The sequence below is a fragment of the Facilibium subflavum genome, assembly GCF_003574485.1.
GTDB lineage: Bacteria > Pseudomonadota > Gammaproteobacteria > Francisellales > Francisellaceae > Facilibium > Facilibium subflavum.
The window spans coordinates 1-12,827 of sequence record NZ_QLIT01000172.1 but is presented as its reverse complement, the minus strand read 5'-3'; the positions used below and the strand labels follow the sequence as shown (position 1 = coordinate 12,827).

The window sequence follows — 12,827 nt, the reverse complement described above, 5'->3', positions numbered from 1 at the left end:
GGTTACACACCGCAATTACCGAGTGGCTTTACAATATCAGAAGCTTTCGCCTGAAGTCATTCGTAAAGAATTACTGCATGTACAGGTGAGTATACTTAAGCATAGAAAAACAGAAAAGAAATATGGCATTCCATCAGCTACTGGTGCGCATGCAGCTAAGATTTATCAAACGATGGGACTGTCTTTAGCAAGCACACCTTTTGTTATTGTGGATAACTCAATGTAGTGCCCTGGGTTTTGAAGGAATCCTTATAAAATAAGGCTTTCACATTCAAAAGTGTCAAAGTCGGGAGGTCGATAATTTAGCTTTTTTTGTATTAAGACTGAGTTTTTTATGTATCGTTGTAGACTGTTTGCTGACAGCTCCATCTTGTTTGTGTGTATTTGTGCCAGGCTTTGCTGTCTGGTTAGCATATAATGCATGCGCTCCTAAGACTGAGCTTATGAGTAAGGATAGTTTCTTCCAGTTCTTCATAGTGACAGTTCCCTCATCGGATGGTTAAAAGTTTCAGATGTTGTATCTGTGATTATGTTAATTGAAAACAAAGCAAGGTAATATTGAAAAAAAAAGCTTTATTTTCTATGCCGCGGCAATTTAGACCTATCGTAAATCATTTCTATACTCTCCTAGCCACCATCTGCCGTTTGGTTATACTGGTTTAGGCTATTTGTATTGATGCTGTAAAGCAGTAAATCGGCAGCCATAAGCGCATTTCGTACTGCTCCATCATACGTTAGCTTCACTTCTTCTGCTCCTCTTATCCACTGCGTTTTTCCAAAAAGTTTCTTTGTCAGATCAAAGTCCCAAGGGGTTACTCTCGTGGTTTGATATTTGACGAGGTCGAGGCCTTCAGGAGGGTCCTTGAAAAAAGAGAAATGATCGTCTTCAAACTGATGATAGATATCAAGCACCGGATTAAAAACGTAATTAAAACCATTTCGCCTGGCGCTTACATCCTTTATAAAGCCTGTTTGCGCTATTTTGTTGTAGTGAGCTAGTGTTGTTGCCTGTAAGCTAGTCCCTTCCTCTAATGCTCGACTCTTGCGCCATTGATAATCTGTGCGCATTGTTTCTCTCAATTGATAGCTATAATAAGCTGTCATCATATCTCGCATGGTGATCGCCATATTAGGTAAGCTCATGCCAATGGCATTCATCCATTCATCTGTGTTACCGCCATGTTGAATAAGTGGCACCAGTGCTGCGATAGGGTTAAGAAACTCAGCCCAGGCGCGTTCGTTGCCGCTGAATAATTGTTTGTAGTTTTTAACGCCGCAACCTTCTGTGCTGCAAAAGCCAATACTCATTCCTGAAATCAAACCTTCGCCAAGCCCATGGAATAATGAGGCAATGGCATTATGTCCAGATGGATCGGTTTTATTAACGGGGTTATCATTTGCAAAAGCATAATGATTAAGCAGGTCATAGCTATCTCTTTGCATAAAACGCATCAACCCTGGATTGTAAAATCGTGCATGCAAATAAATAAGCTGACTTGCCTGATCCTGATATTCCCCATCATATGCAAAAAGTGATTTAACCATGCTGAGCTCTTGTTCTGGATTCGTGCTATCTTGGTTTAATGCTCTTTTGGTACCAAAGGGTGTGAAATTATCTACATCCATTAGGCTTACGTTTTGTGACAGTAGTAACGTTTGCGTATTGTTATGCATCGCCGTTCGATAATAGGGCGTATTATGGCCTTTTGCATTCACATAAATAATATCTTTTTGCAGTGTACTTATTATTTTTTGATTATTTACAATAAGATTGCTTAGTTGACGCTGCTGGTAGATAAAGTGATAAATGTGTTGTGCACTTTTACTGTTATCGAGTAAGTCATTCGCATTATAGTGAAATCTGCTTTTTATCTTGGCCTTGCCTTGTATAAATGTAATCAACTGGTTTTTTGCATTATAGTAATAGCGATTGCCATTTGTATCACATATTAAATTTCCATTGTCATCATAACGATATGTATTGCTAAAACCACAACTTAAACTTAATAGCAAAAGTGCAATAACAAACGTTAATTTATACATAATTTATCCTTGGGTTAATCTCATTGAGTCTGATAGTCAATTATTCTTCATCTTAGATCCCTTTGGACTATTCACTATCTCTTCATATTTTTTGATTGTTGACGATTTACAACATGTTGGAAATGGAAATATTGTTGTGAAATCTCTATTGTTAAACATAAAAGTTATCAAGATAATATCGATTACCACTATCATTCGATATAAAATATGAAATATTCTCGACACTGGATGTTGTTATTATTGCTAATAAATGGCTGCTATGCATTTAAGTATGATGCCAATGGTAATATGTTAGCAGATAATAATGGGCGAACTTATCGCTATAATGCGCAGGACCAACTTATCAGCTTCACAGATAAAAGGCAGCATACGACGCATTATCACTATAATTCCAATAACTTACTTGATAATGAAATAGCAAAGAATAAAACACAAAATTTTATTTATGCTTCGCTAGAAAGACAACACTACATGCTGGAAAACTCGATCACAGATACTCAGGGCAGTGTGAGTTTTATCAATAAAAATGTGTTATGTATAAATAGTCAAATGTCTCATTGTTTTTATAAAGTAGCAGACCAGAAAAATGCAATGGGCGTTTGGTTGGATAAAGATCAACATGTAATGCAGGTAAAGACGTTTAGCCCTTTTGGCAATATATGGCGGTTTGGCTATAAGCAAGAAAAAAATAATATATTTAATGTGTTGGATTATGATGGAGAATACAGGGACTCAGCGACAGGGCTGATCTATTTACATGCACGATTTTACAGTCCAGGGTTGATGCGTTTTATGCAAAGAGATAGTTATCACTTCATGAACCGCTACTCATTTACAGATGATAACCCCATTAATAAAACCGATCCATCTGGACATTTTTCACTAACCTCTGGCTTAAGTTTGAGTGCACTTGGTGTTGGTATCTTAGCACCAGTATTGAGTTCTTCAACGTTGTATTTTATGGGAGCGATGTTAAATATAGCTGCAACAAGTATACCATTGCTACACGCCAATGTCAGCCGTATCATCGGGGATAGCGTAGCAATGCTGGGGTCGTTTTTGGGCACAGCGGCTTTGATGTCTGGCAATTCAAAAGCAATCTTTGCAACTGAATTTTCTGAGCATTGGCTGCAAGGTATTGCAATGCCTTTTATCTCAAATAAGAATAATAAAATAACATTTAAAAAAGCAGGTATTTCAGCGGTTGCATCTCTGCCTTATGCCATTTATATGGCAACAAGTGCAGCATTACTCACCGGCACTGCAGAGGAAGATAGCTGGTTTCCTGAATCTTTTTACCAGGATGCAATATTAGAGAGCCATGATATAGGGACAAATAATGCCAGATTGAGTGATTATCTTAGATCATTTTCTGCAGGCGCGCTTCGGATGGGGGTATCTGAACTGGTAAGGTTAAGTTATTTCCCGATTTCAAAGAAATTAGGGGCTTCTGAGGAATATCCAAATACAAGCATTTGGCAGAATGTGGGAATGGCAGCCATGGCTGGTGGTTTTCAATATGCCGGTATGGCGGCAACACGTGTACGTATGCAAAAGGGTAATGCCCAAATATTCGGGCAAGACCTTAATCACACACTTTATAACACATTTAATTACGGCTGGGGTGAGCAGTTTACCGTTGCGCAGCTAGAGCTTGGTTAGTCGTTATGTTATCTGGTAGATTCCTTGCAAAGCAAGAGTGTTCTATTAGATTAGTAAGTGTGCTGGTAAAATTATTTCACCAGCACACTAGACAGCCCCCTTGCTATCATCTTTGTTTTATTTTATTCGCTTCATTATCAATTGCTATTGATCCCATAGAACTTCATTTGTAAAGGATATACACCGCCTTGAATAAAGAAGTCTACTTTCTGTGTAAATGCATTTTCTTTGGATGTGCAATTGACATTATATTCTCCAGCTTTTCCATTAGGCGTTGAGTTGCAAGTAATATGATAAATACTTGTCGCGCTTTGTGATGTTTTGCTGACAGCAGAGACTGTAATGGTTAAGTTAGTTGTGACCGTTTTAGTATTGGATACTTTTAATGGTAGCTTAATATTGTTGCCAGACTGCCAGCCTGGTGCAAGTGGGCCTGCTTTAACATAGTTATCTCCGCCAAGATTGATTTTTACTCGATCAAGTGTTGCGGGTTTATGATTAATTAAGCCACTATTAGAATAATTTGTTAGCGTTGTATTAAAACGAACCCATGTAGATGCTGTTCCTGCATAAGCAGAGGTACTTGCTAATGCAGCACCGATTGCTAAGGCATAAAGTATTTTTTTCATGGCTTTCTCCAATTGGTTTTTATATCTTTATCCTATTTGTTTAAGCGGGGATTAGATATAGAAATAATTGGTGATTTTTTCAATATCTACGGGCAATAAAGTGTGATAGGTTTGAACGTCGTACCTAGCATTAATTATTTTAAATGGGGTGTAAATAAAAAATGAAAAACAAAGTGCGCATGGTAGCAATTTTGTTAGCGTTATTTTTCTTTGGGTTTCTTAATGCTACTGTAAATAATGATGGTATCTGGGCTATTGTCGCAAAAGCTGTAAATACCCTTGACTATACGAGTGTTGAAGGCAATGAACAACCTGGTGTTCGTACTGCTGGGCAAGTTTACCATGATATCACTGTCATGCTTGAGCATGGCGTTGCCATTCGAACCTACGACCTTTTTTATAATAACATCAATGATCTTAGTAAAGTAAGCTGTTACAATGGCGGGAATATTGCTAATTATAATGCCACCTCAACTTTAGCCAAGGATAGACTATGTGCAATGGCAAGAGCATATCAGGATTATGTAATAGGCCATAAAATTACCGATAAAAGCCTTTTCCCTAAGATTTATATTGGCGTTAGCAATGGTAACTTAAAGTCTTTTCTCACAGCAGATAATAAAACAGCGGATAATGCTAAGATCAAATGCTATTTATCAAAATTAAACGATAATTTCAGGTTTGCTGATATCAAAGGGGTTTTTATAGGTAACGAACCGCTTTTGTCGCTTATTGATCACCATGCGCTTGGTGGGTTGCCAAATATCTATGCTTATGACCTTATTGTGAAAGGCTTCAGTAATATCTTGAAAAGTAATTCAGATATTCTGGCTAACCTTAAGCATACGATGTTGTTAACAAGTACCTACTTGGCTTCGGCAAACATAGTGAGCAAAACGCAAGAAAACCTAAGCAAAGGCTTTTTATTTCAGTGCGACAACCCTTCTGCTGAAGGTATAAATTATGCCTGTAGTAACGTTATACTCAATAATAATATTCCAATTATTGCATCTAAAATTCTCAACAATACAGCAACGCTTAAAGAGCAGCGGTACTACCAGAATATTGAAAACTTTGTAAAAGCATTAAAAGTCATGCTTGATTACAATAACGGTATTGGGCAGAAAAACAGTGTTTTGTTAAACTTATTTCCCGAATATCTTGGGCTGTGCGATTTGGGGGGTAATCTTGATCACTGCTATGTACCTGGCTCAAAAGATAAATCGCTTGTAGCCATTTTAAATACGATCATGCTCTCTTTTATAAAGTCACAAGGCGCATTCGCCGAACTTGATACGTATTTTTTTAATAGCCCTGTTTTTAGCAAAGGTGGCAGTAACGTTGGCATTGCTGAGATTGGGACGGCACACTATTGCACGCCTGATGGTGGAGAATGCAGCAGTCATCCTACCTGGTTCACACCAACGGCCTTTATGAATTTCTATACAGCGCTTGCACAATGGCATGCTGGTCATCAAAAAAAAGTGTGTGATGGCAAAGGGTATCCAGGTATTATTGCTGCTTACACCTTCGATGACACGCTCTATAAACAAGTGCCAGGGGACTCAACCCAAAAGTATATGGGGATAGAAAGTGACGACTAACTTTTTAGTTAAACTTTGTAATTCTTATTCAATGTTAGGCAGGTGTATAGAAAAAGTTAAGTTATCTTTATATTTCCTTGCGCTTTGATGCAGCGTATATTGACGTCATATTTGAGTTTTATGGAAGATTTGATTGAAAAATAACCGAAATTGTTTGGTGTTAACGGCCGTATTGCTTAGCAATCTTGCATCTGGTGGATGTAACTTAAACTATAATGCCAATGGCAGTTTAATGATAGATACACAATGCAATCACTACCAATATAATGCCAAGGAGCAGCTAATTGCAATAAAATCGCCTAAAAGGGGTTTGCAGTGTAACTATACCTATAGTCCAGAAGGTTTACGAGATGCAAAAACCTGTAGATCATCTGATAACCAGCATATGCAGCTTGACTTTATTTATCAGAATAATCAGTTAATCAATGCTGAGGATAGGCAGCATAACAGCCAAAGTGCTTATTTAGGCAAGGATGTCCGCTATGTTGTCAACGCTTTTAAGCAAAATGCCTATTACTTCTCAGCCGCCGTGCACAGCACGACAAGTTTGTTATTGACCGCAACAGCCAATTTAAAACAAACTTATAATTTTTCAAGCTATGGGCAAAATCGTCTGTTCGTTCAAAACAATCCCTCAAGGCCCATTAACTTCTCTCAACCTCTGACATATAACCCATTAACGTATGATGGTGAATACCAGGACCCAGAGACTGGGTTTGTATATTTAAGGGCACGGTTTTATAATCCAAGACAGTTACGCTTTATGCAAAGAGATAATTATAATCTTCTTAATCGTTATAATGCCTTTGATGATAATCCAGTTAGTAATATTGATCCTAGTGGTCACTTGTCTTTTAGTAAATTAGTTGTTGCAGGTAGTAAATTAGTTGTTGCAGGAACAACTTATATCAGTATGGGAGTTGCTGCGCTTATGTCAGCATCACTTATCACCCTCCCTATTGCCTGTTTCTTATCTGCAAAGTTTTATCTTAAAGCACGTGATTTGCTTAATCAAAATAACTTGATAAAAGCATCAATTTATAATGACTATACGATTTTAACCGACTTTGGTATGGAGCTATTGGTTGCAGCAGGTGCTCCTGGATCTTCATTTATTGATTCTGCACTATTACTGCTAAAAATGAATGCTGCAGGCATAGGGGCGCAGTATCTAGGCTTGCTTCCTGCTATCTACGAGGGAAAAGCTGATGGGTCAGATAAAACAAGGCCACATAAATCTACTTTTAAGAGGCGCAAAAACGCTTCAGGGAAAAATGGAGAAATAATGCAGAATAAACCATTACCTGTTGTTTATACCAGTCATACTATTTCGTTAAGAGAAAAAACAGGTCTGTATGGAAAATCTGTAAAACCACCTAAGCAAATTCCCTTGGCTGGAAGTGGTGGGAAAGTTTCTTTCAGTGATAAAGTTATCAGCCCGCTATGGGGGGTGCGTTAGCGGGCGTAAAGTCAGGGTATCATCTAGTCCTGGAAACGCCAAGGTGCTGGAAATTTCCATAAAATAAGGCGAGTCAATTGCCGTAAAACTGTCCATTACTTAACATCTGTGCCCATAGAGGAATGTCAGTATTTCATCTATAGACACATGTAAGGCAATTAAGATTAAATAACTATACCTTTCAGAATATACATGAAATAAAGTGAAAAAACCTAAGCTATACACACTGCTTGTAGCGACTTTACTAAGCAGTCTTGCATCTGCTGCATGCAACCTCACCTATAATGCCAATGGCAGTTTAATGATAGATACACAATGCAATCACTACCAATATAATGCCAAGGAGCAGCTAATTGCAATAAAATCGCCTAAAAGGAGTTTGCAGTGTAACTATACCTATAGTCCAGAAGGTTTACGAGATGCAAAAATCTGTAGATCATCTGATAATCACCGTCTGCAACTTGATTTTATTTATCAGAATAATCAGTTAATCAATGCTGAGGATAGGCAGCATAACAGCCAAAGTGCTTATTTAGGCAAGGATGTCCGCTATGTTGTCAACGCTTTTAAGCAAAATGCCTATTACTTCTCAGCCGCCGTGCACAGCACGACAAGTTTGTTATTGACCGCAACAGCCAATTTAAAACAAACTTATAATTTTTCAAGCTATGGGCAAAATCGTCTGTTCGTTCAAAACAATCCCTCAAAAACGATTAACTTCTCTCAACCTCTGACATATAGCCCATTAACGTATGATGGTGAATACCAGGACCCAGAAACCGGGTTTGTATATTTAAGGGCACGGTTTTATAATCCAAGACAGTTACGCTTTATGCAAAGAGATAATTATAATCTTCTTAATCGTTATAATGCCTTTGATGGTAATCCAGTGAACAATGTTGACCCTAGTGGTCATACAAGTTTGTCCAGTATGTTCAATGTAGCAAATAGTATTTTCAATAGGCTCTCAGCCTCAGTTGGGCTAGCTAGTCTATTTATGAGTCCAACGTTTTCATTACCAGCAGCTGTAAACTTTGCATTGGGGTTAGCGGGTATTTATATTAATTTTGCAAAATCAAACAGTGCTACGCTACAGGGTATCTCTACAGGCATCTTTATACTAACGACGCCACTATCTTTATATAATATCTGGACAGCTGGTAGTGCCGGGGCTGCTGGAACTGCTATTGAGCGAAGTGTTGGCGATATTGCACAGGATAACTCTTCTGCTATGGAAAGTTTCAAAGAGGTGAAGAGTCCTGAAACATTTGAATTAACAGATAAAGACGTAGCGCCAATTAATGGACAGAGTCATGAAGGGCAGTGTAAACTCGATGAAACCAGGGGATTCGATTCAAGTGAGCGAGAACAGCTAGCTCCAACGAATCAAAAATATTATAATCAAAGGACATTCCTTGCTATAAAAGAAAAGGCAGGCAGCGATCTGGCGGGACTCGCTTGGGACAGTGCTAGCTTTCAATCCGAGGTGCTAGACCCGCACACTATACGCTTTTCCAATAAGGTGAAAATTCTGAAGGGCGATGACATAAGTGTTATTAATTATGGGCAGTTTAGTACGAGCATAAAGTTGAATACGCCGCAACCAGGAACTCATACTGCCAGTTATACACTGACTAAAGTCTGAATATGCATCAGGGCTTTCTATTTTTTCATATTGCTTTTAAATGTCATTGTTTTTGTAAAGCGTTTTCTTGCGTAATAGCACGACAAAATGCCTGAAAGTGCGTAACTTCAGTTGCATGCTTAAAATAAATTTTCCAGCACATGAAATAATCGCTATAATGCAACCATTGCAAAATGGTGAATCGTTGTAATGTCGGTTGATATTATTCAAAAAAAATCTGCACGAGCCTGGCTTAGGAAAATTGCAAGCCCTGGCAGGCGCTGGGTGCAGGCAACTATTTTAATAAGCTTTTTAAGTGGGCTTTTATTGATTACGCAGTTATATTTGCTTGCGCATATCTGTTATGCCGCTTTTATCGAAAAAATGGGGCAACATGCGCTGATTTATTACTTTGTTGGTATTGGCGTGATCGTTATTGTTCGTGCTTGTTTGGCATGGTTAAAAGAGGTGGTAGGCTTTAAAACAGCCGGTATTGTAAAAAAGCAGTTACGTGAAGATATTATTGTACATTTAAATAAGCTCGGGCCGGTTAAAATCGGTGGGCTGTCACATGGTGAGATTATCAGTGCCGCGATGGAGCAGGTTGAAGGGGTTAATAATTTTTTAATCTATTTTTTACCACAAATGACTTTAGCAGGCTTGATGCCTTTGGCTATTTTGGTGTTTATCTTTCCACAAAGTATTATCTGTGGAATGATTTTATTGGTTTGTGCACCACTTATTCCTTTATTTATGATGCTTGTCGGCTTTGGTGCTGAAGGTGAGCAGCAAAAGCATTTTAAGACGTTGGCAAGAATGAGTGCCGGGTTTTTAGATACCCTGCAAGGCTTAACGACATTACGCCTTTTTAATCGTGGGAAATCGCATGCGAATACTATTTTTCAGTATTCTGACCAATATCGCATTAAAACGATGAAGGTATTAAAGATTGCCTTTTTATCTTCGGCAGTTTTAGAGGTTTTCTCTGCAGCCTCTATTGCACTTGTTGCCATTTATTTAGGGATGGGGTTTATCAATGCAGGTAGCGCAAATACATTATGGTGGAGCCTTGATAATATGACGTTACAAGGTGGTTTATTTATCTTGCTTTTAGCACCTGAATTTTTCCTGCCATTAAGGGAACTAAGCACACATTATCATGCCAAAGCTGAAGCTGTTGGTGCTGCCATTGAGCTGCAAAAGCTGTTTGCGTTAAAACCTGAGCAGGATAATGGCGATAAAACATGGCACACACCAGTACAAACGATCACATTTAACCATTTGCATTACACCTATAAGGCCAAAGCAACGCATGCACTTTTAGATGTGAGTTTCACCATTAAAAAGGGTGAGAAAGTTGCCATTGTAGGACCAAGTGGTGCTGGCAAAACAACGTTGTTGAATTTATTGCTGAAGTTTATTCATACAAATGATCAGGAGATTATCATTGATCGATCTGTGCCATTAAACCATATTGCCGAAGCATCATGGTTACAAGGCATCAGCTGGCTTGGTCAAAGCACGGGGTTAATTAAAGGGACAATCAGAGCTAATTTGAAAGTCGCCGATGCCAATGCAGATGATGATGCGTTGTGGCAAGCACTTGAGATTGCGCATCTTGGTGATACGGTAAAACGGCTTCCCATGCAATTGGATACGGAAATTGGCGAGCAAAGCCTTGGTTTATCTGGGGGGCAAGCACAACGTTTGGGGTTGGCGCGCGCTTATTTAAAGCCTTGTCAATGGCTTTTGTTAGATGAGCCCACAGCAAGTTTAGATACTGCTTCTGAGAAAATAATCATTGATTCATTAGTAAAAATTTGGCATGACAAAACCGTTGTGATGCTCACCCACAGGTTGGATTTTTTAGCCAAAATGGATACGGTTATTGTGATGGATGAAGGGCGTATTATTCAAAAAGGAGACTTACAGAGTTTATTGCAAGACAAAACAGGATTATTTTCGCAATTATATGCTTTTAGCGATAAGGAGGATGACTGATGAGCGAATTATTGCCCTTTATTCGCCTGTTTTTAAAGCAATTTAAATGGATGGTATTTGGCACTTTTTTGTCCTTTGTTGCCGTAATTGCCAGCATTGGTTTATTATCCCTTTCAGGCTGGTTTATCTCAGCAACTGGGTATGTTGCAACGGTCACAATATTAGTGGCACAACAATTTAATTATTTTTATCCAGCAGCAGGTGTACGGGCATTTTCTGTATTAAGGATTATATCGCGCTATGGTGAGCGTGTATTCACCCATGAAGCAACGTTTAAAATCTTAACGGATGTACGTGTTTGGGTGTATGCAAAATTAACGCCTTTAGCACCGGCGCACTTTATGCGATATAGAAGTGGTGATTTGCTCAATCGTTTTGTTAATGATGTAAACAATCTCGATAATCTTTATATTCGAATTATCTCACCGACAATCGTGCTGATATTGGCCATGATCGCAATGGGTATTTTTTTTAGTTTTATCAGTATTAAAGTTGCTGCAAGTACCGTGATATTAGCGGCTATTGCTGGGTTTTTTGTACCTGTGTTTACAGATAAGATGTCACGAAAAACCGCGATTGCATTGGCAAATGAGCAGGCCAGGCTTAAATCAGCGATCACGCAACATATTCAATCTATGCCGGAGTTAAAGATTTTTGCAGCGCAAGAAACCTCTACAGATATGCTTTATAAGCAAAATGATCAGGTAATACAAAAACAGCAGAAACTGGCTTTTTTTACAGGTGCTGGTGCTTTTTTGATGACGTTGCTTTTAGGTTTGACGATTTGGCTTGGTGTCTGGTTTTCTGTGGGGCTTGTGCATAAGGGGCAGTTAAATGGTGCATTTATCGCGCTTATCGCATTAGGTATTATGGGCTTTTTTGAGGCGATCCTGCCTTTACCGATTGCTTATCAATACTTAGGAAAGACGCTGACCTCGGCAAAAAGATTATTAGCTGTGGTTAAACAAAAACCTACGGTCGTATTTGCAGAAAATACACAGGTTTCTCTGTCTTGTGATCCTGTGGGTATTGAATTCAAGAATGTTTCTTTTGGTTATGATAAAAGGCATTTAGTCTTAAAAAACTTTAGTCTTGATATTAAGGCAAAACAAAAGCTTGCAATATGCGGCCCAACCGGTTCTGGAAAAACCACAATAGCACACTTATTATCCCGTTTTTGGGAACCACAAGAAGGCGAAATCATGCTTGGTGGTTGTGATATCACTTTATATACAGAAAATCAACTTCGCTCTTTGATAACGATTATTAGCCAAAATGCGCATATCTTTAATGGTACGATTGCAGAGAATTTAAAACTGGCAAAACAAAACGCCAGTGAACAACAGATGTATCAGGCGCTTCAGGCCGTTGATTTAGTCGGTTTTGTCAAGTCTTTGCCTGATGGGCTTAACACGTGGACTGGTGAGTATGGTAAGCATTTATCTAAAGGGCAACAAAAGCGCTTGTCTTTGGCGCGTGCCTTTTTGACAGATGCGCCAGTACTGTTATTGGATGAGCCAACAGAAGGGTTAGACAAAATAACTGAAAATAATGTTTTTAATGCATTAAAACAATTGATGAAAAATAAAACGGTTATTTTAATCACACACAATCTGCGTTTAGCCAAAGCCATGGATCGGGTTGTTTATTTTAGCTGAAAAGTTTTTTGTGACACATATTTAAATCTTTGCGATTGGCAAAAAAAATTGTTAACATTGCCGCATTATATTTAAAATATTTAATTTCTTTATGCACACATTGATCACGCCTAATAAAGCATTTTAAAGTTTTTTCGTGTAGGATAT

General features: G+C 38.4%; 9 protein-coding genes and 1 pseudogene. 7 read left to right on the top strand and 3 right to left on the bottom strand.

From position 1 onward, the window contains the following. Window positions 1–226, top strand: a pseudogene (locus DNK84_RS10220) (IS1634 family transposase); the annotation flags it as partial. Between the two features lie 54 nt (window positions 227–280). On the opposite strand, the gene DNK84_RS10215 reads toward DNK84_RS10220, so the two are convergent. Both DNK84_RS10215 and DNK84_RS10210 read right to left on the bottom strand, forming a co-directional pair. After that, window positions 281–475 (bottom strand): hypothetical protein, encoded by a 195-nt coding sequence (locus DNK84_RS10215; protein ID WP_119344416.1) that lies wholly within the window; start codon window positions 473–475, stop codon window positions 281–283. A gap of 152 nt (window positions 476–627) precedes the next feature. Then, window positions 628–2,043, bottom strand: a complete 1,416-nt coding sequence (locus DNK84_RS10210) for an RHS repeat-associated core domain-containing protein (RefSeq protein ID WP_119344415.1) — start codon at window positions 2,041–2,043, stop codon at window positions 628–630. 207 nt (window positions 2,044–2,250) lie between these two features. On the opposite strand from DNK84_RS10210, the gene DNK84_RS10205 reads away from it, so the two are divergent. After that, entirely contained in the window at window positions 2,251–3,705 is a 1,455-nt protein-coding gene (locus tag DNK84_RS10205; RefSeq protein ID WP_119344414.1) for an RHS repeat domain-containing protein, read from the top strand. 137 nt (window positions 3,706–3,842) lie between these two features. On the opposite strand, the gene DNK84_RS10200 is transcribed toward DNK84_RS10205, so the two are convergent. Beyond that, the gene (locus tag DNK84_RS10200; protein WP_119344413.1) at window positions 3,843–4,334 is read right to left on the bottom strand and encodes a hypothetical protein; all 492 of its coding nucleotides are present in this window, start codon (window positions 4,332–4,334) and stop codon (window positions 3,843–3,845) included. 161 nt (window positions 4,335–4,495) lie between these two features. Between DNK84_RS10200 and DNK84_RS10195 the strand changes: the two genes are divergently transcribed. From DNK84_RS10195 to cydC, 5 genes are all read left to right on the top strand, one after another. After that, entirely contained in the window at window positions 4,496–5,938 is a 1,443-nt protein-coding gene (locus DNK84_RS10195) for a hypothetical protein (protein WP_119344412.1), read from the top strand. 133 nt (window positions 5,939–6,071) lie between these two features. Then, window positions 6,072–7,397, top strand: a complete 1,326-nt coding sequence (locus DNK84_RS10190; RefSeq protein WP_119344411.1) for an RHS repeat domain-containing protein — start codon at window positions 6,072–6,074, stop codon at window positions 7,395–7,397. Between the two features lie 202 nt (window positions 7,398–7,599). Beyond that, window positions 7,600–9,042: an RHS repeat-associated core domain-containing protein gene (locus DNK84_RS10185; RefSeq protein ID WP_119344410.1), complete on the top strand. Its 1,443-nt coding sequence runs from the start codon at window positions 7,600–7,602 to the stop codon at window positions 9,040–9,042. Between the two features lie 189 nt (window positions 9,043–9,231). Further along, window positions 9,232–11,022, top strand: a complete 1,791-nt coding sequence (cydD, locus tag DNK84_RS10180; RefSeq protein ID WP_119344409.1) for a thiol reductant ABC exporter subunit CydD — start codon at window positions 9,232–9,234, stop codon at window positions 11,020–11,022. Then, window positions 11,022–12,680: a thiol reductant ABC exporter subunit CydC gene (cydC, locus tag DNK84_RS10175; RefSeq protein WP_119344408.1), complete on the top strand. Its 1,659-nt coding sequence runs from the start codon at window positions 11,022–11,024 to the stop codon at window positions 12,678–12,680. Before cydD ends, cydC begins: the two co-directional genes overlap by 1 nt. Window positions 12,681–12,827 lie beyond the last annotated feature (147 nt).

What these genes read in the sequence shown, in the direction of transcription:
- DNK84_RS10215 (WP_119344416.1), bottom strand. Translation starts at nt 475, where the DNA reads ATGAAGAACTGGAAGAAACTATCCTTACTCATAAGCTCAGTCTTAGGA.
- DNK84_RS10210 (WP_119344415.1), bottom strand. Translation starts at nt 2,043, where the DNA reads ATGTATAAATTAACGTTTGTTATTGCACTTTTGCTATTAAGTTTAAGT.
- DNK84_RS10205 (WP_119344414.1), top strand. Translation starts at nt 2,251, where the DNA reads ATGAAATATTCTCGACACTGGATGTTGTTATTATTGCTAATAAATGGC.
- DNK84_RS10200 (WP_119344413.1), bottom strand. Translation starts at nt 4,334, where the DNA reads ATGAAAAAAATACTTTATGCCTTAGCAATCGGTGCTGCATTAGCAAGT.
- DNK84_RS10195 (WP_119344412.1), top strand. Translation starts at nt 4,496, where the DNA reads ATGAAAAACAAAGTGCGCATGGTAGCAATTTTGTTAGCGTTATTTTTC.
- cydD (WP_119344409.1), top strand. Translation starts at nt 9,232, where the DNA reads ATGTCGGTTGATATTATTCAAAAAAAATCTGCACGAGCCTGGCTTAGG.
- cydC (WP_119344408.1), top strand. Translation starts at nt 11,022, where the DNA reads ATGAGCGAATTATTGCCCTTTATTCGCCTGTTTTTAAAGCAATTTAAA.